Annotated in this window: 19 protein-coding genes; 12 read left to right on the top strand and 7 right to left on the bottom strand. The window is 72.7% G+C overall.

The window, feature by feature from the left end; all coding sequences use genetic code 11:
• Window positions 1-123: 123 nt before the first annotated feature.
• Both IE198_RS13255 and IE198_RS13250 read left to right on the top strand, forming a co-directional pair.
• Window positions 124-1,221 (top strand): AraC family transcriptional regulator, encoded by a 1,098-nt coding sequence (locus IE198_RS13255; RefSeq protein ID WP_189886024.1) that lies wholly within the window; start codon window positions 124-126, stop codon window positions 1,219-1,221.
• A 272-nt stretch (window positions 1,222-1,493) separates the two neighbouring features.
• On the top strand, window positions 1,494-2,555 hold the full coding sequence (locus IE198_RS13250; protein WP_189886022.1) for a hypothetical protein: 1,062 nt from the start codon (window positions 1,494-1,496) through the stop codon (window positions 2,553-2,555).
• Between the two features lie 46 nt (window positions 2,556-2,601).
• Here IE198_RS13250 and IE198_RS13245 read toward each other — a convergent pair whose 3' ends face one another.
• Both IE198_RS13245 and IE198_RS13240 read right to left on the bottom strand, forming a co-directional pair.
• Window positions 2,602-3,480 carry a trypsin-like serine protease gene (locus IE198_RS13245; protein ID WP_189886020.1) on the bottom strand — a complete coding sequence of 293 codons (879 nt, stop codon included), beginning with the start codon at window positions 3,478-3,480 and terminating at the stop codon, window positions 2,602-2,604.
• Between the two features lie 335 nt (window positions 3,481-3,815).
• Window positions 3,816-6,275 carry a SpoIIE family protein phosphatase gene (locus IE198_RS13240; RefSeq protein ID WP_189886019.1) on the bottom strand — a complete coding sequence of 820 codons (2,460 nt, stop codon included), beginning with the start codon at window positions 6,273-6,275 and terminating at the stop codon, window positions 3,816-3,818.
• A 116-nt stretch (window positions 6,276-6,391) separates the two neighbouring features.
• Here IE198_RS13240 and IE198_RS13235 point away from each other — a divergent pair, with 116 nt between their 5' ends.
• Complete coding sequence (locus IE198_RS13235) at window positions 6,392-6,865, top strand: VOC family protein (protein WP_189886018.1); 474 nt, start codon at window positions 6,392-6,394, stop codon at window positions 6,863-6,865.
• Window positions 6,866-6,875: 10 nt separating this feature from the next.
• Here the strand turns inward: IE198_RS13235 and IE198_RS13230 are convergent, their stop codons facing one another.
• Window positions 6,876-7,403 (bottom strand): GNAT family N-acetyltransferase, encoded by a 528-nt coding sequence (locus IE198_RS13230; RefSeq protein ID WP_229833890.1) that lies wholly within the window; start codon window positions 7,401-7,403, stop codon window positions 6,876-6,878.
• A gap of 179 nt (window positions 7,404-7,582) precedes the next feature.
• Between IE198_RS13230 and IE198_RS13225 the strand changes: the two genes are divergently transcribed.
• Entirely contained in the window at window positions 7,583-8,470 is an 888-nt protein-coding gene (locus tag IE198_RS13225) for a hypothetical protein (RefSeq protein ID WP_189886016.1), read from the top strand.
• A 7-nt stretch (window positions 8,471-8,477) separates the two neighbouring features.
• On the opposite strand, the gene IE198_RS13220 is transcribed toward IE198_RS13225, so the two are convergent.
• Window positions 8,478-9,062 carry a DUF2867 domain-containing protein gene (locus IE198_RS13220; RefSeq protein WP_189886015.1) on the bottom strand — a complete coding sequence of 195 codons (585 nt, stop codon included), beginning with the start codon at window positions 9,060-9,062 and terminating at the stop codon, window positions 8,478-8,480.
• A 437-nt stretch (window positions 9,063-9,499) separates the two neighbouring features.
• Between IE198_RS13220 and IE198_RS13215 the strand changes: the two genes are divergently transcribed.
• Together IE198_RS13215 and IE198_RS13210 are read left to right on the top strand one after the other, a co-directional pair.
• Window positions 9,500-11,341: a thiamine pyrophosphate-requiring protein gene (locus tag IE198_RS13215; protein ID WP_189886013.1), complete on the top strand. Its 1,842-nt coding sequence runs from the start codon at window positions 9,500-9,502 to the stop codon at window positions 11,339-11,341.
• Window positions 11,342-11,531: 190 nt separating this feature from the next.
• Window positions 11,532-12,647 carry a carboxylate-amine ligase gene (locus IE198_RS13210; RefSeq protein WP_189886011.1) on the top strand — a complete coding sequence of 372 codons (1,116 nt, stop codon included), beginning with the start codon at window positions 11,532-11,534 and terminating at the stop codon, window positions 12,645-12,647.
• Here the strand turns inward: IE198_RS13210 and IE198_RS13205 are convergent.
• Window positions 12,634-13,398, bottom strand: coding sequence for a 2OG-Fe dioxygenase family protein (locus IE198_RS13205; RefSeq protein WP_189886009.1), 765 nt, complete (start codon window positions 13,396-13,398; stop codon window positions 12,634-12,636). The genes IE198_RS13210 and IE198_RS13205 overlap by 14 nt on opposite strands.
• 235 nt (window positions 13,399-13,633) lie before the next feature.
• Between IE198_RS13205 and IE198_RS13200 the strand changes: the two genes are divergently transcribed.
• On the top strand, window positions 13,634-13,801 hold the full coding sequence (locus IE198_RS13200; RefSeq protein ID WP_189886007.1) for a hypothetical protein: 168 nt from the start codon (window positions 13,634-13,636) through the stop codon (window positions 13,799-13,801).
• Between the two features lie 95 nt (window positions 13,802-13,896).
• Here the strand turns inward: IE198_RS13200 and IE198_RS35145 are convergent, their stop codons facing one another.
• Window positions 13,897-15,438 carry a hypothetical protein gene (locus IE198_RS35145; protein WP_229833889.1) on the bottom strand — a complete coding sequence of 514 codons (1,542 nt, stop codon included), beginning with the start codon at window positions 15,436-15,438 and terminating at the stop codon, window positions 13,897-13,899.
• A gap of 263 nt (window positions 15,439-15,701) precedes the next feature.
• Here IE198_RS35145 and IE198_RS13190 point away from each other — a divergent pair, with 263 nt between their 5' ends.
• Window positions 15,702-16,175 carry an SRPBCC family protein gene (locus IE198_RS13190; protein WP_189886005.1) on the top strand — a complete coding sequence of 158 codons (474 nt, stop codon included), beginning with the start codon at window positions 15,702-15,704 and terminating at the stop codon, window positions 16,173-16,175.
• Window positions 16,141-17,784: a phytoene desaturase family protein gene (locus IE198_RS13185; protein ID WP_189886004.1), complete on the top strand. Its 1,644-nt coding sequence runs from the start codon at window positions 16,141-16,143 to the stop codon at window positions 17,782-17,784. Before IE198_RS13190 ends, IE198_RS13185 begins: the two co-directional genes overlap by 35 nt.
• 2 nt (window positions 17,785-17,786) lie before the next feature.
• Here IE198_RS13185 and IE198_RS13180 read toward each other — a convergent pair whose 3' ends face one another.
• Window positions 17,787-18,170 (bottom strand): VOC family protein, encoded by a 384-nt coding sequence (locus IE198_RS13180; RefSeq protein WP_189886002.1) that lies wholly within the window; start codon window positions 18,168-18,170, stop codon window positions 17,787-17,789.
• 611 nt (window positions 18,171-18,781) lie between these two features.
• Between IE198_RS13180 and IE198_RS13175 the strand changes: the two genes are divergently transcribed.
• The 3 genes from IE198_RS13175 to IE198_RS13165 all read left to right on the top strand — a co-directional run bounded on the left by IE198_RS13175 (window position 18,782) and on the right by IE198_RS13165 (window position 23,304).
• On the top strand, window positions 18,782-21,163 hold the full coding sequence (locus IE198_RS13175; RefSeq protein ID WP_189886000.1) for an ATP-binding SpoIIE family protein phosphatase: 2,382 nt from the start codon (window positions 18,782-18,784) through the stop codon (window positions 21,161-21,163).
• A 65-nt stretch (window positions 21,164-21,228) separates the two neighbouring features.
• Complete coding sequence (locus IE198_RS13170) at window positions 21,229-22,239, top strand: DUF3048 domain-containing protein (RefSeq protein WP_189885998.1); 1,011 nt, start codon at window positions 21,229-21,231, stop codon at window positions 22,237-22,239.
• 102 nt (window positions 22,240-22,341) lie between these two features.
• Window positions 22,342-23,304 (top strand): TerC family protein, encoded by a 963-nt coding sequence (locus IE198_RS13165; protein ID WP_189885996.1) that lies wholly within the window; start codon window positions 22,342-22,344, stop codon window positions 23,302-23,304.
• Window positions 23,305-23,372 lie beyond the last annotated feature (68 nt).

Genomic DNA, 23,372 nt, shown 5'->3' with positions numbered 1-23,372 from the left:
GAAGGTAACCGCGGTGGGCGGCAGAGGAAGAGGACCCGACCGGCCAGTAACGGGACTTCAGCGGCCACCGGCCCTGTCCTCCCGCCGCCGCAGTCCCTACAGTGACCGCCCGGAGGTGAGGCAATGGCGCGGCACGAACCCGGACCCACCCCGCCCACGGAGGGCCCGTCGAGTGCACCGCTCACCGCACGGCTCGCCGACCCGCGCCACGGGTCCGCGACCATCACCCCTCACCTCCTGCGATACCTCACCCTGGTGGCCGCCGAACGCGGGCACGACCTCGGCCCGGCCCTGCGCCGCGCGGGACTCAGCGAGGCCGCCCTGAGCGCGGTCGGCCAGCGGGTGTCCTACCGGCAGGGCAGCTCCGTGATCAGGGAGGCGATACGGGACCTCGGCGATCCCGCGCTCGGCCTGGCGGTGGGGCGCCGGCAGCGGGTGACCGCATGGGGACTGGTCGGTCTGGGCCTCCAGGCCAGCCCCTCCCTCCACGACGCCCTGCGCCTCGGCGTCCGGCACCACGGCGTCACCGGGTCCATGCTCGACTACCGCTTCGAGACCGTGCCGGCCGGCGCCGCGATCCTCGCGACCGCCCGCTACACCGACTCCGGACTGCGGGCGTTCCTCCTCGAAGAGGCCTTCGGCAGCATCGTCGCCCTGATCAGGGACGCCTGGCACGAAGAGTTCACGCCGCACTCGGTCGCCGTACGGCACCCCCGCCCCTCGTACGGGGAGGAGTACGAGCGCTGGTTCCGCTGCCCCGTCACCTTCGACGCGCCCGACGACCGGCTCGTCTTCGCCGCCGAGACCCTGGAGCGCCCGCTGCCCGGCGCCGACCCGTACACCCTTGCCCAGGTCACAGGGCTCCTCGACGCGGCCCGTGCCCAAGGACGGGAACGGCAGGACCTGGTACAGGGGTTGGAGGTCTCCGTCGCCCGCGCGCTGCCCCATGTGCCGCCGCTGGGCCGGCAGGCGCTGGAGCGCGGTATGAGCGAACGGACACTGCGCAGACGACTCGCCGAGCACGGCACCAGTTACGAGGCGCTCGTCGACTCGGTCCGGCTGGTACGGGCCGAGGAGCTGATGCTGACCAGCGACCTGCCCCTGCACAGGATCGCGCGCATGCTCGGCTTCAGCGACGCCCGGACCCTGCGCCGTGCGGTGGCCCGGTGGTTCGGCACCAACCCCTCCGCGATGCGCGGCTCCACGGCTCGCAGGCGGTGAGGCGACGGCGCAGCACGTGCGTTCGCCGGTGGTCCGGCCCCCGCCGCCTCCGCGACCCGCGGACTCGTGGTGGAACACCTGGCCGGACGGGACTTCGACGGCCTCGTCGACACCACGGAGCCCGTCGCCGGCGAAGTGGTCGGCAGCGCCCCGCGCCACGGCGCCGGCCCGGAGAGCCAGGTCTGCTGCGCCCGAGCGCCGTCCTGCGGGAACCAGCAGCGGCCGTACGCCGTGGTACCGGCGGAGACGTACCGGGACGAGGGGAGTTCACCGTGGCCGCGAGCGCCGTGCGGATCGAGGGAAGCAGTCTGCTGCTGGGCGGGGGAGTGCGGGTCCGCTTCATCAGGACGCTTCGCCTGCCGGAATCGGGCACGCATCCACTGCCGCCGGGGCTCGGCGAGTTCCCGGTGCGGCGCGTCGAGGACCACCTGGACGCCGTGCCGCCGCAGATGCGCGAGCGCGGCGGCGTGATGCTGCCCGTCCATCTGCGCGAGGCGATGTGGCTCAGCTTCGCCGGCAGCGGCGAGCCGGCCGCCCTTCAGGTCGGCGTCGGCAAGGTGTGCGCCGTCTCCGGCGAGCCGTGGCGCGGCACCCTGACGCGCACGCCACAGAACTATGTGGTGCTGCCCCGCCAGCCGTGGCTGGACGGCATCAACTCCGGCAAGGGCACGGTCCGTCAGTTCGTCGCCGTGCCCATGGGGATGGGCGCCACCGTCGAGGGTCAGCTCACCGGCGAGGAGACCTGGGGCGGCGTACAGCTGCAGGCGTTCGGACTCTGCGCCGCGGCGCTGGACGCCTGGCGCGAGGAGGAGCGGGCCCGCGCCGAGCGTGCCGCTTCCACCGCGTGGGCGGGCGGACCGCCTGCCCACGCGGTGGCCTTCGGAGCCGCGCCGCCGGCGCCCGGGTCGGCGCCGTCCGCGCCCGGGGGAACGCCGCGTGCCCGGTCGGCGGCGATGGGCCTCGGTGTGGGCGGCTCCATGCGCCAGGAGGTCTACCGCGACGAAAGGCGCTTCACCGACTGGGCCGAGGAGCCCTGCGGCCGGGTCTTCGTGCACCTGGTCACCCCACCGGAGTGGCGCCGTATCACCGGGGAGGACGCACCCCCGTCGCCCGCCGACCGCGCCGCCTACACCCGGGCGGGCCTGCCCTGGTACGACTACTACGACGAGAGCGCCGCCGACCTGGCGCCGGCCGATCCCCTCAGCGACGTGCGGCCGGTCGGCGACTGGCTCGGCGACGACCACACCCCGTGGCAGCCACCGGCCCCCGGGCAGGTCCTGTCGCTCGGCGACGCGCCCGAGCCGGGGCAGGCGGTCACGGACGGCGACTGGTGATCCGCCGCCGTCCGTGGCCCCGGGCCGCCCGGGCCGGTGGCGGGTGTCAGGGTAGTTGGGCGAACGGCGACAGGAACGCCCGTGCGCCAGGCGTGTCCAGACGGTACGTCACGTTGGTGGCGTAGCAGGGCGTGTCACCGGTGATGGTCGTGGACACCAGGGTGCGCTCGCCGTCCAGGACGGCGAAGTTCGGGCCGCCGGAGTCGCCGTAGCATGCGCCGCCGTTGCCCTGAGGGGCGGTCATGGCGAGTCGCACCCAGGACTCGTTGAGGGCGTCGAAGGAGACGGGCGCCTTCATCCGGACGCCGCCGCCGGTGTGCGTGTGGCCGCCCGGTCCGCGGGCGGCCTCCCGGGTGCCGTAACCGGCGACCGTGAACGGCGTGTCGTTCAGACCCTGCGGCCCGAGCGCGTCGAGCGCCCCCGCTTCGGGCAGCGCTGCGGGCGTGAACGTCCAGCGGGCGCGCACCTGTGCGGCGGGCAGTTCCACGACGGAGATGTCGTGGGTGTCCGCCGCAGGGCCCGGGTACCCGGGATGGCTGTGCGCGGTGCCCCGGACGCCCACGGCGTCCGCCACGGCCCCGGGGTCGCCGGGATGCTGCGCGGCGGCCTTGTCGAGGCCGGCCTGCACGTCCTGGTCGAGGGAGACGTAGAACTTCACGTTCTCCGGCCAGTCGGTGGTGCAGTGCGCGGCGGTGAGGAACGTGTCCGCGTCGATCATCGTTCCGGAGCAGACCCAGTCCACCCGGTCGGGTGTGGCCGCATCGCCGTCGGCGTCCCAGGTGGCGACGAGCGCACCGACCTCGGTCCGTTCGGGCGCGGGCGCCGCGTTGTACGAGTTGATCGCCGACGACGGCAGGGCCGCGCAGAGGACGAGGGCGCAGGCGGCGGCGGTGACGCCGGTCAGACGTATGGGTACGGCAGTCAAGGGAAACCCTTCGGTGTCACGGTACGGGACTCTGCTGTGCGGTGATCGACAGTGAAGCGTCCCGCGAACGGCGCGGCAAGAGCCCGGACGCCCGCAGCGGAGCCCGGAACGGAAAAGTGCGAGCGCTCGACCTCCGCACCGCACCGCACGCGGGCCGGGCGGGACCCGGCGCGGTGGCCGCCCTGGTGAGACTCCCGGCGTGGGTGATGGCCCGGATCGTCTTCGGTGCGGCAACCCCCGTGGCATACCGGCGGCTTGAAGGACAGACTGGGCCGCCGCACGAAGCAGGTGCGGACCGAAGCCGCGGCCGTCCGGCTTCCTCACGGGGAGCCGGGCTACAGAAGCGTCTCGGGACCCGGTCCGCCGAGCAGCGGGGGCAGGGTCTGCTCCGTCCAGACCGTCTTGCCCTCCCGCGTGTGCCGGGTGCCCCATCGTGCCGTGAGCTGCGCGACCAACAGCAGTCCCCGCCCGCCCTCGTCGGTGCTGCGGGCCCGCCGCAGGTGCGGCGAGGTGCTGCTCGGGTCGGAGACCTCGCAGATGAGCCGCTGATGGTGGATCAGCCGCAGGGTCACGGGCCCGCCCGCGTACCGGTAGGCGTTGGTGACCAGTTCACTGACGATCAGCTCCGTGGAGAACGCCATGTCCGCAAGCCCCCACGCCGCCAGCTGCTCAGCGGTGAGATGCCTGGCCCGGGAGGGCGCCGTCGGCTCGGCGGGCAGCTCCCAGGTGGCGACCAGCTCGGGCGCCAGGGTGAGCGTCTGCGCCAGCAGCAGCGCGACGTCGTCGGTCGGCCGGGCGGGCAGCAGTTCGTCGACCACCGCTTGTGCCATCTCCTCCACCGGCCGGCCCGGACCGGCCAGCGTCGCGCACAGTTTGGAGAGACCGGCCTCCATGTCCTGCTGGGCGACGTCCAGCAGTCCGTTGGTGTAGAGAGCGAGCACGCTGCCCTCCGCCAGCGTCAGCTCCGCCGCCTCGAAGGGCAGCCCGCCCAGGCCCAGCGGTGGTCCCGCGGGCAGGTCCGTGATGCTCACCTCGCCCTCCGGTGTCACCACGGCTGGCGGCGGATGGCCGGCACGGGCGACGGCACAATGGCGGGTCACCGGGTCGTACACGGCGTACAGACACGTCGCGCCCACCACCTGCTCGCCCGGGGCGCCTTCGATGTCCTCCTCCTGCTCCCCGGCGAGACGGGTCACCAGATCGTCGAGGTGGGACAGCACCTCGTCGGGCTCGAGATCGAGGTCGGCGAGCGTGTGGACCGCGGTACGCAGGCGGCCCATGGTGGCCGCGGCGTTGATGCCGTGCCCGACGACGTCGCCGACGACGAGGGCGACGCGGGCGCCGGAGAGCGGTATGACGTCGAACCAGTCCCCGCCGACCCCGGTCGCACCGCCGGCGGGCATGTACCGGTGGGCGACGACGACCGCCGGGTGCGCGGGCAGCTCGCGCGGCAGCAGCCGCCGCTGCAGAGCCAGTGCCGCCCGGTGCTGCTGAGTGAAGCGGCGGGCGTTGTCCAGGGAGACCGCGGCCCGGGACGCCAGCTCGCCGGCCAGGGTGAGGTCGTCGTCCTCGAACGGCTCCGGCAGCCGGGAGCGCCACAGACTCACGAACCCGAGGACCAGCCCGCGCGCCGTCAGCGGGACCACCATCAGCGAGTGGACGGCGTGGGCCGCCTCCGGCACCTCGTCTCCCGGGGCGGTGACCCTGTCCGAGATGTCGATGAACGGCTCCAGCACCGGACGCCCGGTCGCGAGGCACCGCGCCTGCGGCGACTCCTTCGGGAACGAGTTGACCGTACCCACCGGGAACAGCAGATGCTCCGTCTCCGGCGTGACGCTTCGGTACGCCGTCCTGCGGACCGGTCCGACGCCCCCGTCCGCGACCGGTTCCTCACCGCGGCTGATCGCCTCCAGCAGATCCACGGACACACAGTCCGCCAGCCCGGGCACAGCTGCCTGCACCAGCTCCTGCGCCGTCGTCTGCACGTCCAGGGTGGTACCGATGGTGGCGCCGGCCTCCGTGAGCAGAGCGAGCCGGCGGCGGGCCTGATGGCCGTCGGTGACGTCCTCGACCAGCTGCGTCACCCCCAGCACCCGGCCGGCCGAGTCCTCCATGCGGAAGGCGGACACGGAGACGTACCGCTCCTTGCCCGATGCGCCGGGCACCCGACACGGCTGCTCCGTGAAGATCATCGGTGTGCCGGTGCGCAGCACCTCACGCAGCCCCATGTCCACGGTCTCCGCGTCCGCGCGGATGAGGAAGTCGCCGATGCGATGTCCGCGGGCCTGCTCGGTGCTGACACCGCCGAGGCGTGCGATCGCCCGGTTGATCCGCAGGATGTTCAGCTCGGGGTCGTGCACCGACAGGCCGATCGGCGATCTGCGGAAAAGCCCGTCCAACACCGAGCGGTCGATCTCCCACTGCACCACCTCCTCCGCAGGCGCGGCCACGAGGTACCACTCGCGGATCCCTTCGTCCCGCGTCACCTGGCGGACCCGGATGCCGAAGCCCCGCCTGTGGCCGTCACGTGCCCGTACGGGCACGACCCCGAACCAGCCCCGCTGCCGGACACAGGCCGCACTGGCCGCCAGGACGAGGTCCTGGTCGGCAGGGTCCACCAGCAGCTCCACCGCCCGGTGGCCGAGCACCTCCTCGGCCGAATAGCCGACGAGGGTGCGGGCACGTTCACTCCAGCCGGTCACCAGGCCGTGCCGGTCCAGCACCACGGAGGCGGCTCGACCGTGCGAGTACGGGTCCTCCGGGCTCTCACTGATCAGGGTCACGGATCCGGTCATCGGTCCTATCCTCCGCCCGGTCCTGCGGGCACGCGAGCGATGAGTTCCGGCAGGCACGGCGGTCACAACCGGGACGGCAGGCGAAACGCCGCCACCGACCACGTCAGGAGCGCACCATGCCGCGCATCACCCCCAACCTCTGGTTCGACACCGAGGGCCAGGAGGCAGCCGAGTTCTACGTCTCGGTGTTCCCGAACTCGCGGATCAAGCACATCTCGTACTACGGCGAGGCGGGCCCGAGGCCGGCCGGCACCGTGCTGACCGTCGACTTCGTCCTCGACGGCCAGGAGTACACCGCGATCAACGGCGGCCCCGAGTTCACCTTCAACGAGGCGATCTCCCTGCTGATCAACTGCAAGGACCAGGAGGAGGTCGACCACTACTGGAACAAGCTGGGTGAGGGCGGACAGGAAGGCCCCTGCGGCTGGCTGAAGGACCAGTACGGTCTGTCCTGGCAGGTCGTCCCCGCAGCGCTGGGGGAGCTCCTGGAGGACGAGGACCAGGGGCGGGCCCAGCGCGCCATGTCGGCCATGCTGGGCATGAAGAAGATCGATGTGGCGGCTCTCCACGAGGCCGCCGACCGCGTGTGACCCTTGAGCCCTACTCCGCGGGAGGTGAGGGGAACACGTAGAGGACCTGTGGCTCGTCCCATTCGACGAAGGTGTCCTCCACCGTGGCCCCGAGGCCCTCGAGCAGCCGCCGGGACCGGAGATTGGCCTGCTGCGTCAGGGCGACCACTCCGGGCGCGCTCGAGGGGGACCCGTCCCGCGCCCAGGTCACGGCTGCGGCGACGGCCTCGCGGCCGTAGCCCCGGCCCCAGTGCTCGGGGAGCAGTTGGTACGAGACCTCGGTCCTGCCGTCCCTGGCCCCGGGTTCCACCGTCACCAGGCCGACGACCGCCTGGTCCGCCTGCCGTACCACGGCGAAGGCGCCTGGGGCGCCGACGCACCGCTTCTCGCGGATGCGGACGACGTTGCGGTCGACCGGCCCGCCGAGGTGCCGTCGCACCTCGGGGTCGGTCCACAGGCGGGCGATCGCCCCTACGTCCGCGGCGGCGACGGGACGCAGCGCCAGGCGGCGGGTCGCAAGGGCGGCGGGCCAGACGGTGGAGCCGGGTGCGGAAGCCATGACGGCGATCATGACACGGGCCGGTGCGGCCACGGGTGCGGCCGGGCCGGGCGGCGGCCCTCGCACCCGCCGCCGGTCAACGTCCCGCGCACCGCACCGCACCGACTGACACGGCCGGGACGCGATGCGACCCTGGAAGCGGCACGGTGTCCGGCGGGGGAGGGACCGTAAGGAGCCCGGTGGATCTGGAGAGCACCCTCGACGAGCTGTACGCGCTACGGCCCCAGGAGTTCACCGCGGCCCGCAACGAACGTGCGGCGCAGGCACGCCGGGCCGGCGACCGTGAACTGGCCGACCGGATTCGTGCACTGCGCAAGCCGACCATATCCGCGTGGGCCGGCAACCTGCTGGTACGCCGGGAGCCGGAGAAGATCCAGCCGCTGATCAGCCTCGGCGAAGGACTGCGCGACGCCCACCGCAACCTCGACGGCGAGCAGCTGCGCGAGCTCGGCAGACAGCAGCACCTCCTGGTCGGGGCGCTGGCCCGGGAAGCCCGGCAGCTGGCGGCGGAGGCCGGACAGGTGGTCGGCGAGTCCGCTCTCCAGGAGATCGAGGCCACTCTGCACGCGGTGCTGGCGGACCCGGACGCCGCGCGCCGCTGGGCCGCCGGGCACCTCCACAAGCCGCTCAGCGCCCCCGTCGGCTTCGTCGGTCTCGATGCCGGCGCCGGTGTCACGCCGAAGCCGGCCCCGTCGCCCGGGCCACCCGAGCCGGCGGAGCGGCGCCACCGCAAGGAGGGCCCTGACCGGCGGCGCCGCGAGAAGCTCGACCGTGCCGGACGGGACGCCGAGGAGGCCGAGCAGCAGGCCCGGGAAAGCGAACAGGCGCGTGAAGAGGCGGTGTCGGCGCTCGAGCGGTCGAAGGCCGAATACGACGACGCGCGTGAGCGGGTGGACGCGCTGGCCCGGGAGCTGGAGGAGGCGAAGGCGCGGCAGCGGCGGGCGGAGCGCGGGCTGCACGAGGCGCGGGACCGGGCGGGGGAGGCGGACCGGACCGCCCGGGACGCGCGGCGCCGTGCGCACAGGACGGCCGCGGTGGTGGAACGGTTGTCGGCCGGCGACAGCTGAGACCGCCCTACGTCGCGGGCCCGGTCCGCCACGCCTCTCCGATGCTTCGCATCAGCGGCGGGTACACGAACACGTGCCGGAACGGGGCGATGGCAGCCATATAGGCCCTTCCGAACGGGCCGTTCGGCTTCACCAGAACCGCCATCTGACCCCGGTGGCCCCCGGCGCCGTCCGGTACCCAGCTCAGGTGCATCACCCCGTGCACCGTGCTGTTCGCCATTTCGGCCGCCCACTCGTCGTTCGTCAGATACACCGGCCGGAAGGGCAGCCGTTCGAACTCCGGGCCGGACGGGCCGTCGCGCAGGTCGTCCGGCAAGCGGTCGCGCAGCGTCGGCACCCGGGAGCCGAGGCCGGCGCCCGGTGAGTCCCAGCCGAGCAGCGCCCCGAGCTTCCAGCGGATGGCGAAGAGGGCACGGGCGACCGGGGAGGGGTTGTTCGCCGTGTCGCCCCCGGCCGTCCGTTGCACCAGGCGCGGGAAGTCGTCGGGGCCTCCCGGCGTCGGCAGCGCCCAGACGTCGTAGACGCGGAAGTCGGGCGCGATCTCGTGGATCCGCCAGGGCCGGGAGGTGTGCGCGGTGTTCGGGAGCTTCATTCGTGGACCTCCACCTGGTCGGTGACGTGCCCCGGGCGTGGGCACGGGCGCCGGGTCAGTCCCGCCCGGCCGGGCCCGGATCCCTGTCGGTACCAGTGATCCGCACCGAAAAGTCTGCCCGACGCCACGGTGCGGGACGTCGGCCCGCAGGCTGATCCCGTCCTCCCCCGCGCGGGCGAGAACGGCCCGCGGGACGGGTGCGACGCCGTACGGCCGCACGGGGCGCCCCCTTCGGTGGAGCGCCCAGCGGGTTCGCCGCCAGTGCCTTCGCCGTGGCGAACGGATCGGCCGCCATCCTGCGGCCCGTTCTGGAGGCACCGGCACACCGGGCGCCGGGCCGATCGGGTGAGACGGCGAGGTTTCCGCCGGCGCCCCACGGTTACCCAGGACAGGCCGGTACAGCGGCGCAACACGGCACAGTCAGGAGCGGAACACCGATGGCCAGTACGAAAGTGTCCGACCACATCCTCCGGCGGTTGCGCGAGTGGGACGTGACCCATGTCTTCTCCTACGCGGGGGACGGCATCAACGGGCTGCTCGCGGCCTGGGGGCGGGCCGGTAACCGACCGAAGTTCGTCCAGTCCCGCCACGAGGAGATGTCGGCCCTCCAGGCCGTCGGATACGCGAAGTTCTCCGGCAAGGTCGGCGTCTGCGCAGCCACTTCCGGCCCGGGCGCCATCCACCTGCTCAACGGGCTCTACGACGCGAAACTCGACCACGTCCCGGTGGTCGCGATCGTCGGGCAGACCAACCGCAGTGCCATGGGCGGCTCGTACCAGCAGGAGGTGGACCTGCACACCCTCTACAAGGACGTCGCCTCCGACTTCTGCGAAACCGCGATGGTCCCCGAGCAGCTGCCCAACCTCATCGACCGTGCGATGCGCACCGCCTACGCCCGGCGCACCGTGACGGCCGTCATCGTCCCTGCCGACGTGCAGGAACTGGATTACAGTCCGCCGAAGCACGCCTTCAAGATGGTCCCCTCCAGCATGGGCATCGGACGGTACGCACCCGTGCCCGTCGACGAGGACCTCGAACGTGCCGCCGAAGTCCTCAACGCGGGCGAGAAAGTGGCCGTCCTCCTGGGCCAGGGCGCGCGCGGCGCCCGGGCCGAGGTCGAACGGCTCGCCGACGTCCTCGGCGCCGGGGTCGCCAAGGCCCTGCTCGGCAAGGACGTCCTCCCCGACGACCTGCCGTATGTGACCGGCTCGATCGGATTGCTCGGCACCCGCCCCTCGTACGAACTGATGCAGGGCTGCGACACCCTGCTGGTGATCGGCTCCAGCTTCCCGTACACCCAGTTCATGCCCGAGTTCGACCAGGCCAGGGCCGTGCAGATCGACATCGACCCGCACATGATCGGCCTGCGCTACCCGTTCGAGGTGAATCTCGTCGGCGACGCCCGCGAAACCCTGAGGCGGCTCCTTCCTCGCCTGCACCGCAAGGAGAGCCGTACCTGGCGCGACGAGATCGAGCAGAGCGTCGACCGCTGGTGGGAGGTCATGCAGCGCAGGGCGGCCGTCGACGCCGACCCGATCAACCCCGAGTACGTGGTCCACGCGCTCGACGGGCTGCTGCCGGACGACGCCGTCGTCACCGCGGACTCCGGTTCCGCCGCGAACTGGTACGCCCGGCACCTGCGGCTGCGGGGCCGGATGCGCGGCTCCCTGTCGGGGACGCTCGCCACCATGGGCCCCGGTGTCCCGTATGCCATCGGCGCCAAGTTCGCCCACCCCGACCGGCCCGCGATCGCCCTCGTCGGCGACGGCGCCATGCAGATGAACGGCATGATGGAGCTGGTCACGGCCGCGAAGTACCGGAGCGAGTGGTCCGACCCGCGGCTGATCGTGGCCGTGCTCAACAACGGCGACCTCAACCAGGTCACCTGGGAGATGCGCGCCATGTCCGGCGCACCGCAGTTCGAGGAGTCGCAGCACATCCCCGACGTGCCGTATGCCGAGATCGCCGAACGTATCGGCCTGCGGGGCGTCCGGGTCGAGAAGCCCAAGCATGTCGAAAGCGCCTGGGAGCAGGCGCTCGCCGCCGACCGGCCCTTCGTCATCGACTTCCGCACCGACCCGGCCGTCCCGCCGATCCCCCCGCACGCCTCGCTCGACCAGATCGAGTCCGCGGCGGCGGCGATCCTGCGTGGCGACAGCGACCGCGGCTCGATGATCAAGCAGGGCTTCAAGGCGAAGGTGCAGGACTTCCTCCCCGGCACCCGCCACCGCGCGGACCGTCCGGGTGCCACGAACGACAGCGCCGACGACGAGAGGTGACGCCGCCTCTTCGCGCGCCGCGCGACGGGGCCGGCCCACGCAACGCCTGGCCGTCTCCGACGGCGGCCACCCACCGGTGACCCATGTCTCTCCTTGCGAGGGGCACCGGACCGGTGCATCCGGCGCGCTCCTGCCGGAACCTGCGCTTCCCCTGCTCGCACGCCGGCGGCGCCCGGGGGATTCTGGGGACATGACCACCACCACGATCGGAGCGGAGGAGGAGTTCTTCCTCGTCAGGACCGACAGCCGGACCGTCGAACCCGCGGGCAGCCGTGTCGTGGCACGCGCTCGCCGAACCGTCGGGGACCTGGTCTCCGGCGAGTTCCACGAAGGCCAGCTCGAGGTGCGGACCCCGCCGTGCGACGACACCGGCGAACTGCTGCGGCAGCTGACCGCCCTACGGACGGCGGCGGGCGACGCCTGCGGCGCGGACTCGCTCGGCCCGTGCGCCACGGGCACGCCCGTCCTCGGCGGCGCAGGAGCCCGCGTCCTGGGCGACCACCCTCGTTACCGGGCCGGGGTCCGCCAGTTCGGGACCATGCTCGACGACTTCACCATCTGCTCCGCGCATGTCCATGTGCATGTGCCGGAACGGGAGGTAGCCGTGCTGGCCGCGAACCATCTGCGCCCCTGGCTGCCCCTGCTGGTGGCCATGAGCGCCAACTCGCCGTTCTTCGAGGGCCGTGACACGGGCTACGCGAGCTGGCGGATCGTCATCCGCGGCCGCTTCCCCGCGCTGAGCGCCCCGCCGTACGTCGCCTCGCTCGCCCACTACGAACGGCTGACGACGGCACTTCAGGAGTCGGAGGCGCTGCTGGACGCGAGTCTCCCCTTCTGGGACGTGCGGCCCAATCCACGGGTGCCGACGCTGGAGATCCGGGTCATGGACGTCCCGGCGGACGCCGCGGACACCGCCGCGCTGACCGCCCTCGTCAGAGCACTGGTCGTCTGCGCGGTCGAGCGGGTACGGGACGGCGACGCCGGGCCGCGCACCTGTGGCGAGCTGCTGCGCGCCGCCTACTGGCGTGCGGCGCGCGACGGCTGGCCGGGCAGCGGCCCGGACGCGCTCACCGGACGGATCCTGCCGTTCGGCACGCAGGCGCAGCGCCTGCTCGACCACGTACGGCCGCAACTGGAGCTGTACGGCGACCTCCAGCGGGTGGACGCATTTCTGCGGCGGCTGACCCGGTACGGCTGCGGTGCGCAGCGGCAGCGGACCTCGTGGGCACGCCGGTCACGCCTGACCGACGTCGTCGACGATCTCCTCGCCGTGACGGCCGGCAGGGGCGGCGTCAGCCCGGCGTGAGGGTGGTCACCAGGACGTCGCGGCGGGCCGGGGCGTCGTCGTGGACCGGCCTGATGGGCGACACACCGTGCAAGGTGCCCCGGTCGTCGGACAGCAGCAGGCTCGCCGGTTCTTCGAGCGTCACCGACAGCACCTCTGCCCCCTCGGGGCTGTACACCGTGCTCTCACCGCCCCTGGCGTTGTCGCGGCCGACGAGCAGCGAGGAGACCAGTGTGACGCCGTCCCGGTGCCTGCCCTCCGGCGTGGGCTCCCCGCCGCCGTCCGCCGTGGTGAGGACCCGGAAGGGATGCACCTTGACGCTCCACCACTCGGCGGCGTCCAACGCGTCGGCCACCCGGCCGAGCAGCGCGAGGACGGAGAGCAGGACCGGATCGGTGACGAAGGCATCGGTCAGCGGCTCGAAATGACGGTCCACCGTCTCGTACAGCGGATTGGTGTTGTCGGGCTGGACGAACACCGTGTGCGGCAGCAGTCTCAGGACCCCGGTCGCGGGCGCGAGGGAGAAGTGGCCGTAGCGGCGCAGTCTGTGGGTACCGCGCCGGGCCGCGTAGGCGTCCTGCGACAGGTCCTCCCAGTGGGCCGCGAAGCGCGCCCAGGCGGCCGCGTCGGCGCCGGTCCAGGCCAGCACGTCGGCCGCCGGCATCAAGTGCACTCCCTCGCCGGCCAGCGCGGTGCGGGCCGCCTCCACGGCGGGCCACACCGCGGCGGCCCGCCCGGGCGCCGGTTCGGGGAAGTCGGGGTGGGGATACATGGTCGGCCGCCGCCCTTTCTCCGGTGGTGCTCGGGTCTGTGACCGGTGCCATCATCGACCGGCCCCGCACGGGTCGCACCCGCGCGCACGGCCGTGCTTCCCGGGCCGCCGCTCATGATTGGCTTCCGCAGGTCGGGGAACCCGCCGATCTGTGCCGCCCGGCGGACGGATTTCCGGTGTCACGGCATCCGGCACCAGGACGCGGCATCCGGCTCCGACGGTGAGGAGTGGTCCCATGAGCGAGCAGACGCCCTCGCAGGCCGAGGGCGAGCGACCGGAGGACGAGATCGGCCCCAACTTCGCCCGTACGACTCCGTCGCAGGCGGAGGGGGAACGGGAAGAGGAGAGCGAGCCGGTGCAGGAGGAGAGGACTGGTCCCGACCGGCGCGGTCCCAAGAGCTGACGTTCTTGGCGCGCCTTCCGCACCGGAGACGGAGGCCGTGGCGGAAGGCCCGAGGGCGGCCGTCCTGCTGCACGTACACGGCGTGTCGCGTGGAGTCAGGTGTTGTGCGTGGCGCCCGCGGCCGGCTCCGGGCGTCGCCGCAGGGCGGAGCCGGCGAGGAGCGCGGTCGCCCCGGCGCACAGCACGGCAGCCGCTCTCGCCCAGCCGACGGAAGCGCCCAGGCTGCTCTGCATCAGGTTCAATGTGCCCATGCCCGCCAGCGCGTGCAGGGCGATGACGCCGACCGCGAGTCCGGAGGCGGCCGCCCAGACCGGTGGGGTGTCCCGTAGGGCGAGCCAGACGGCGACGACCAGGCAGAGCGCCGTGACCGCCACCGAGAGCGTCTCGGCGTAGCCGCCGGACCGCAGACCGGCGACGTCGGCCGGCAAGTGGATGACACCGCACGCGAAGAGAACCAGTGCGGTGGGCCGGCGCAGCCCTGAACGCAGGGCCGGGGAGACGACGTGGCTGTCAGGGCCGTCGGCCAGGGCGCCGTTCAGTGCCGCGACGGGCCACGGCGACTTCTGCGACGGCTCGGCGGCGGCGACCGCGCCCGCCTCGTTGTCCAGCGCGGCGAAGGCGCCGGTCGGGGGCGCGTCCAGGGCGGCCTCCTGCGCCGCCGGACGCCGTTCGCCGGCGTCGGTTCCGATCATCTTCATGAGTGGCACGACGTCCTCGATCGGCCTGCCCACGGCGGCGGACCGCAGCGTCGTGTCGGCCTCGTGCAGCGGGTGCGGGTCGTTGAGAAGGGCGACCAGCTGCCGCACCTCCTCGAGCGGGCGGGAGACCGCCGCCGCCCGAAGGGCCAGGTCACCGGGGCTGTCGACCTCGCCGGTGCGCGTGAGCCGGCTCACCAGGGCCGCGACCTCCTCCACCGGGCGTTCGGTGGCGGCCGTCCACAGCAGCGTGTGTATGGGCTGCTCGCTGTCGTGCGGCGCCGCGTCCTCGGCCGGGTCGAGGGGAAGGGCAGCGTCGGTGTCGCCGGGGAGGGCCGCCCTGCCGCGGTCCGGCAGGGGCGTCGGCATCCGTGTCGGCGACTCCTTGCGGAGCGGACGCGGGTCCTCGATGGCGTCGCGTACGGGCGTCGGTTCCCCGGCGACCTCCGGCGCCGGCCCAGGGGCGCCGTGGTCGCGCACGGACACGGGCGCGTCGAACGGCCCGGGCGCGGGTGTCCGGCCCCCGTCCGGGCAACCGGAATGCGCCTCGCTCCCGCCGCCGGGCTGCGGCGTCCGCGGCCTCTCGGCCGGGGTACGGACGGGGGACGGCCTTTGTGCGGGGTCCGGCCCCGTCGTCTTCGGTCCGCTCATACCGACGCCCGTGCCCGTTCCCGTCTCGTGGACGGGGAACGGCTCCGAGTCCGGGCAGGGCGCCCCGGGCGCGGGGTGGACGGGGTCGAGGCCGGCGGGACCCGCCGGGGCGGCGGAGACCACTCCGAACGCCGGGAAGACGGGCGGATGCGGGGGAAGCGGCGGAATGGGCGGAACGGCGTGGGTGGGACAGGTCGAAGCGGCGAACCCCGCGTCAGGGCTCCTGCCGGGCGGCCGCGATCGGTCGTCCTGGCGGTCGGACGGGGAGGGGGCGCTGGGGTCGGTGGTCATGGCGCGGGCTCCGTTCGCGGAACATCCGGGTGGGCGTACACCGTGTCGTTCGTCGTGCGCCGCCTGAGCGCGCACATGTCGTTACATCTAATGGGCATGAAGTGACATTGCGCCATCCGGGAACGGCCGGGGCTGCTCCGCTCGACGGATTCCCGGACGGAGCAGCCAGGCCCAGGTCAGCAGCCGCCTTCCCCGCGTGATAGATCTCCGCGGACCGGGCACTCGCGTGTGGACGAGCGCCCCTTCCACGCGCTGGAGGACCCATGGCCGTGCATCATCAGCTGATCAGAAGGCCGCCCGACGCCGTGTGGTCGGTCCTGCGTGACCGGGACCGGTACAGCGACTGGGTCGTCGGCACCTCGGACAGTCGGCCCGCACACGGCCACTGGCCGGAGGTCGGCTCCGCCCTGCAGTACACCGTGCGGATCGGTCCCTGGACCCTGAACGGCCGGACCGTAGTGCGCCGGTGCGAGCAGCCGCGCGCGCTGGAACTCGAAGCAGAGAGTGGCAAGTTGGGCACCGCAAGGATCGCCATCGATGTCCGGCCCTGGGGCGAGGACACCCTGGTCATCGTCGACGAGCATCCGCTGACCGGCACCGGAGGAACCCTCCACAACACCGTGTTCGACGCGTTCCTCGTCGTGCGCCACCGCAGGATGCTCGATCGTCTGGCCGATGTCGTCGAGAGTTCAGGAGCCGGTGATGCCGGACGCAGTGGTGATCGGAGCAGGACCTAACGGTCTCGTCGCCGCCAACCTCCTGGCGGACGCGGGCTGGAGCGTCGAAGTCCTGGAGGAACAGCCGGAACCCGGCGGCGCCGTGCGCAGCGACCGGGGCGTCCACCCCGACTTCGTCAGCGATGTGTGCAGCTCCTTCTACCCGCTGGCGGCAGCCTCCCCGGTGCTCGCCGGCCTCGAGCTGTATCGGGAGGGGCTGCGCTGGAGCCATGCGCCCCGCGTGGTGGCCCATCCGCTCACCGACGGCCGGTGCGCCGTCCTCGAACGCCGCGCCGACGCCACCGCCGCCGGCCTGGACTCCTTCGCGCCCGGTGACGGCGCCGCCTGGCAGGACCTCTACGACGTGTGGGACCGGCTGCGTCCGGACATCCTGGACCTGCTGTTCACCCCCTTCCCGCCGGTGCTCCCCTCCCTGCGGCTGGCCGCCCGGCTGGGCGCCGGGGACGGGCTGCGCCTCGCGCGGACCCTGCTGCTTCCAGTACGGCGGCTGGGGGAGGAGGAGTTCGAGGCGGAGGCGGGCCGGCTGCTCCTCGCGGGCAACGCGCTGCATGCCGACCTCGCGCCCGAGGCCGCCGGCAGCGGTGGCTACGGCTGGCTGCTGTCCATGCTCGGCCAGAGCGACGGATTTCCCGTGCCCGTCGGCGGTGCCGGGATGCTGACCGAGGCACTGGTGCGCCGGCTCGAACACCGCCGCGGTGCGCTGCGATGCGGTGAACGGGCCGTCGAAGTCGTCGTGCGCGCGGGCCGTGCGGTGGCCGTACGGACGGCGGCGGGTGAGTCGGTGCCCGCCCGCCGGGCCGTGCTGGCCGACGTGTCGGTCCCGGCCCTGTACGGGGAGTTGGTGGACGAGCGGCATCTGCCGTCCCGGCTCCTGCGCGATCTGCACCGGTTCCAGTGGGACTTCGCCACCTGCAAGGTCGACTGGGCCCTGGACGGAGCTGTTCCGTGGACCGCGGGTGAGGCGTCCACCGCCGGCACCGTGCACCTGGCCGACGGCGTCGACGGGCTCACCCGGTTCGCCGCCCAGTTGGCGATGGGACAGGTCCCCGACCGGCCGTTCATGCTCTTCGGCCAGATGACCACTGCGGACGCCACCCGCTCACCCGCGGGCACCGAATCGGCCTGGGCCTATACCCACGTTCCCCACCGGATCAAGGGTGACGCGGGCGACGACGGGCTGACCGGCCGGTGGGACCGGCGCGAGCAGGAGGCCGTCGCCGACCGGATGGAGCAGGAAGTGGAGCGGTACGCTCCCGGATTCCGGACGCGGATCATGGCCCGCCGCATCCTTGCCCCGCCGACGCTCGAAGCCCTCGACGCCAATCTGAGCGGCGGAGCAGTCAACGGCGGTACGACAGCGTTCCATCAGCAGCTGCTCTTCCGGCCGATGCCGGGCACCGGGCGCCCCGAGACCCCCGTCGAGGGGCTCTATCTCGCGTCGGCCGGGGCACACCCCGGAGGCGGGGTGCACGGGGCGCCGGGTGCCAACGCGGCGCGCGCCGCGCTGCGGGTGCTGACCCCGGCCCGGCTGCTGGTCCGTACGCGGCGTGCCCTCGCGCGCCGGGACCGCGGCGGGAGGCCGGCGGACCCGGGCGCGCGGGAGCGGTGAGGTCAGCTGCCGCTGCCGTACGGCCGGGTGATGACTTCCATGCCATGGCCGGCCGGGTCGTTGAAGTACATGCCGCGGCCGCCGTCGTTGTGGTTGATCTCGCCGGGCCGCTTGCCGTGCGGGTCGGCGTAATACGTGATACCCGCGGCCTGGATGCGCCCGAAGACCTGGTCGAACTCGTCCTCGGAGATCAGGAACGCGTAGTGCTGCAGCGGGACGTCGTGATCGACGGTGGCGAAGTCCAGCGTGACGTTGTTGCTGAGGGTGAGGGGGATGAACGGGCCCCACTCCTGGCCGAGTTCGAGCCCCAGAATGTGGGCGAGGAATTCGGCGGACTTCCGGTTGTCCCTGGCCAGGACGATGGTGTGGTTCAACTCTACTGACACTGTGGAATGCCTCCGTAAGGCAAACTCACGGGCACCTCCATGCCTCACCCGGTCGGTGACCGACACGCGATGCCGTGCTCATGATCCTAGAGTGGCCCCTGATCGCTGTCACGTTCGATTTTCGGCCCGTCAGTCACGGGACGCCACGAAGCCCGGCTCCGGCGCCTCCCGGGCGGCAGGCCCGCGCTCCGACACCGCTGGGTCACCCCACGTGACCCGGTGACCGAGCCCGGCCGGCTCGCACGCGAGGACCCGGTTCCGCACCCGACGTCGGCCATAGCCGAGCCCGGAAGCTCCTGCCGAGCTCGCGGTGGAACGGGGTGTCGGTAGCGCCGGGTACCAGGCGTCGTGGACGGCAGCGGGACGGGGGTCGGTGAACCCTCGAAGACGGCCATGGCGGCAACCGCGGAGGACCCGGGGCGGCACATGCCTCACCTGATGCCGCCGGCTGTGCCGACGGGCGGCGCCGCACGGTGAGGAGTTCAATGGAGGCGCGGGGTCCACACGCCTGCCGCGTCCGCGGTCCGGACACGGAGCTCGGAGTCGCGACCTGGGAGTGATCGACGCGTGAGCACCAGCGGCCACATCGTGAGCACGGGAACGGCCACATCGTGAGCACGGGAACGGAGCGGCCGGAGGATTCGGCCGTGCTCGTGATCGACCACGACGGTGCGGTGCTCGCCTGCACCGACGGCGCCGTGGAGCTCACCGGACGGCCGGCGGCGGAACTGCAGGGCCGCACCGTGGAGGAGCTTCTGGCGGTCCCGGGCGCCTGGACCGAGCTGCGGAACCACACCCCGGCCCACCGCCCGCGCTCGATGCGTACGGCCTTACAGTGCGCCGACGGCCGCCGATGGGTCCAGCTCGACCTGCTGCCCGTGGAGGGTCTGCCGGCGGCGCGGTTCCTGCTGCGGCTCGTGCCGGCTGCCGTGGCGGACCGGCGGGACGAGAACGACGCGCTGCTCAGGGCTCTCTTCTCGCAGACCGGCGTCGGGCTCGCCGTCCACGACAGCGAACTGCGGCTGATCAGAGGCAACGCGCTGCCGAGCGACCCTCGGCCGTCCGCCGACCCCGCGGGCCGGCGGCTCGACGAGGTGCTGGTGCCGGAGGACGCGGTGTCGCTCGAGGCACAGCTGCGCCACGTCGTGACCACAGGCGAACCGCTGATCGACTTCGTCACGACGGCCCGGCTCGCCGAGGACCCGGACCGCGAACGGACCGTCTCCCTGTCCGCCCTGCGCATGGCCGGCCGGGACGGCGTCGTCCGCGGTGTCGCCGTGACCTTCACGGACGTGACCGAGCAGGAACGGGCCCGGCGGCGCTCGTCGCTCGTCGGCACGGCGGCGTCCGCGCTGGGCCGCTCCCTGGAGGTCGGACGCAATACGCAGGTGCTGGCCGATCTGCTCGTCCCGGCCTTCGCCGACCTGGCCTGCGTGGACATCACGGAGGCCGTGCTCGTCGGTGAGGAGCCCGGTGAGTTCGTGACCGGGGCGCCGCTGCGCCGGATCTCTGCCGTCGTCAAAGGCGGCGGGTGGCCGGACGAGCTGTATCCGCTGGGGTCCGTCATCCGCGTCAAGGCGTACGAGAGCGATCGTCTGCGCGGTGGTTCGGCCGTCATCGTGCCCGACATCGACGAGCTGCGGCCGAGGATCGCCAAGGACCCCGAGCGCCGCCGGCTGGTGCTGGCGCCGGGCGCCGTCTCCTACATGGTCGTGCCGCTGCAGGCCCGTGGCCATGTCCTCGGCGCGGTGTCGCTGTGGCGTTACCCGGACCAGCCGCCGTTCGACGCGCGTGACGCGGCCGTCGGGGAGGACATCTGCTCCCGCGCCGCGCTCGCCATCGACAACGCCCGGCGCTACACCCGCGAACGCCGCACGGCGGAGAGCCTCCAGCGCAGCCTGCTGCCCCGTCCGGTGCTCAAGGTGACGGCGGCGGAGACCGCAGGCATCTACGTGCCCGGCAGGTCCCTCGCCGGCACGGGCAGCAGCTGGTTCGACGTCATCACGCTCTCCTCGACCCGGGTCGCGTTCGTCGTCGGGAACGTACGGGGCCACGGCCTCAACGCCGCGGCCGTCATGGGCAGTCTGCGCACCGCCGTACGCACCCTCGCCGACCTGGACCCGCCGCCCGACGAACTGCTCACGCACCTGGACGATCTCGTCGTGCGGCTCGCCGACGACGAGCAGCAGAGCAGCGACTTCGACGGCACGGTCCGCGGCGCGACCTGTCTCTATGCCGTCTACGACCCGGTCACCGCGCGGGCGTCGATGGCCAGCGCGGGACATGCCGCGCCCGTGCTGGCCCGCGCCTCGGGGGAGGAGGTGGCCCGGGTGGAGCTGCCACCCGGGCCGGCGCTCGGCCTGGAGGGCGCGCCGTTCGAACCCCTCGACGTGGAGCTGGGGCCCCGGGACCTGCTGGCGTTCACTGCGGGATCGCTGTCACACGCCCCCGGTTCCGGCGCCGGCCACGTCCTCGAGTATCTGCGGAGCCGGCGCGGTACGGCAGCGGGCGGTACGGCAGCGGTGTCGGGCATCGGGCGGGAGATGCTGGCCCCCTTCCTCGCGCAGCCGCCCGACGACGACGCGGCGCTGCTGCTGGCGCGTGTGTCGGCCTCACCGGAAGGGTCGGTCGCCGCCTGGGAGCTCCCCGCCGACGTACGGATCGTCTCCGACGCACGGACCCTGGTGACGGAGCGGCTGGTGGAGTGGGGACTGGACGATCTCGTCTTCACCACCGAACTGATCGTCAGCGAGCTGCTCGCCAACGCCATCCGCTACGCAGGCGGGCCGGTGAGGGTACGGCTCATCAGGGACCAGCGGCTGGTCTGCGAGGTCTCGGACCCGAGCGAGACCCAGCCTCATCTGCGACGGGCGAGGCCGACCGACGAGGGCGGACGTGGACTGTTCCTGATCGCCCAGCTGACGCACCGGTGGGGGAGCCGGTACACGGCTTCAGGGAAGACCATCTGGACGGAGCAGCTGCTGCCCGACTAGGCGCCGCCAGAACCTGTCGGGACAGGGCCTTTCGTGGTCCACTTGTGGCACGGGGAGCGTGGCCGATGGACACGAGACACAGACACAGACGCGAATGCAGGGGTGCACGGCGACGGGGCGGCGCTGTGGTCGCCACGCTCGTCGCTGCCGTGCTGACCGCGTCCCTCTTCGGGTGCACCGGCCCAAAGCCGGGCCCCGAGGGGAGCACGCCACCGCCGTCCCGGCAGGGCACGTCGTTCTTCACCGGCCTGCCGGCACGGCAGGGGCCGGTCCTCGCCGTCAAGATCGACAACGTTCGTCCGGCGCGTCCCCACACCGGCCTCGGCGCGGCCGACATCGTGTACGTCGAGCAGGTCGAGTCCGGCCTCAGCCGGATACTGGCGGTCTTCTCCTCCCGGCTGCCGCAGCGGATCGGCCCCGTACGCAGCGCGCGCGAGTCCGACATCGCGCTGCTGCGGCAGTTCGGCCGGCCCGCGCTCGCCTACTCCGGCGCCCAGTCGGCGCTGAGGCCACTGATCGAGGCGGCTCCCATCGCCGCGCTGGCTCACGGTACGGCCCCCGAAGCGTTCGTCCGCTCCGACGACCGTCTGGCGCCCCACAATCTGTACCTCCGACCCGAACGTGCTCTCGCCGCCGCCCGCGACGTGAGCGACGCCTCGGACATCGGCATGCGCTTCGGCACCGCCCCCGACGGCGGCCGCCCACTCGACGAGCACACGGTGCGCTATCCCTCCGCCCGGTACACCTTCAGCTGGTCGCCCGAGCGGAAACGCTGGCTGGTGGCGATGGACGGGGCCGCCGCGCGGACCACGGACGGCGGTCCGCTCGCACCCGCGACGGTGGTCGTGCAGCACACCGAGGTCCGCCCTTCGCAGTTCCGCGACCGGTCGGGCAGCGTGTCCCCGTACACCGAGACGGTCGGCTCGGGTACGGCGCTGGTGCTGCGCGACGGCCGCGGCTACGACGCCCGGTGGCAGCGGGCGACCGCGGAGGGGGACACCGTCTTCACCGACGCGGCGGGGGAGCGGCTGAACTTCGCCCCCGGCCAGGTGTGGATCCTGCTCACGGCCCGCTGACCCTCCCGCACCGCGCGGAGGACAACGGCTGCCCGCTCGTCCAGACTCGTAGGAGAGAGGGGCGCTGCCCGGTTATGCCGGTCGCCTTGTGAGGACTGCCTCGTGCACGACGTGCCGTACTGGCTGTGGGTCGTCTTTGCCGCCGCGGTGCTTGTTTCGCTGGCGGTCGATCTGCTTGCTCACCGGCAGGCGCATGTCATCGGCTTCCGGGAGGCGGCGGCATGGAGCGGTGTGTGGGTCGGTCTGGCGCTGGTCTTCGGTGCTGTCGTCTTCCTCGTCGTCGGCACGCAGGCCGGGGTCGAGTACACCACCGCCTGGCTGCTGGAGAAGAGTCTGTCGGTGGACAACCTCTTCGTGTTCGCGCTGATCTTCGGGTACTTCAAGGTGCCCCGCGCCTACCAGCACCGTGTGCTCTTCCTCGGCGTGCTGGGGGCCCTGGTCTTCCGAGGCGTCTTCCTTGTTGCCGGAGTGGCCGTCGTCAGCCGCTTCACCGCAGTCCTGTACCTCTTCGCCGCGATCCTCTTCTACAGCACCTACAAGATCCTCAAAGAGGAGGAGGACAGCTTCGATCCCGGCAGGAGCATCGCCGTACGTCTGCTGCGCAGGGTCATGCCGGTGCGGAACTCGTACGCCGACGCGAAATTCTTCCTCAAGGAGGCCGGCCGGTACGTCGCCACGCCGCTGCTGGCCGTCGTGGCCGCGATCGAGGCGGCCGACCTGGTCTTCGCGGTCGACAGCGTGCCGGCCGTCCTGGCGGTCAGCAACGACGCCTTCATCGTCTACACGAGCAACGCGTTCGCCATCCTCGGACTGAGGGCGCTCTACTTCATGCTGGCCGGCCTGCTGGACCGCTTCCACTACCTGAGCAAGGGTCTCGCGCTGATCCTGTCGTTCATCGGCGTCAAGCTGATCCTGCAGGCCTCCCACGAGGTGATCAGCACGGCCGTCCCCGAGATTCCCTCGCCCATCAGCCTGGCTGTCATCGTCGTCGTTCTCACGGTGTCCGTCGCGCTCAGCGTGCTGCGGCCCGAGGCCGGAGACCGGGCGCCCGAGAAGGACGGCTGACGTCACACCAGTGTCACTGAAGCACCCCAGGTCGAGTTCAAAGGCATGCACAGCGGGCGCAAAGCGGG

The sequence above is a fragment of the Streptomyces xantholiticus genome (genome assembly GCF_014651015.1).
Taxonomy (GTDB): domain Bacteria; phylum Actinomycetota; class Actinomycetes; order Streptomycetales; family Streptomycetaceae; genus Streptomyces; species Streptomyces xantholiticus.
The sequence above is the reverse complement of the archived record's forward strand: the minus strand, read 5'-3'. Positions and strand labels throughout refer to the sequence as shown.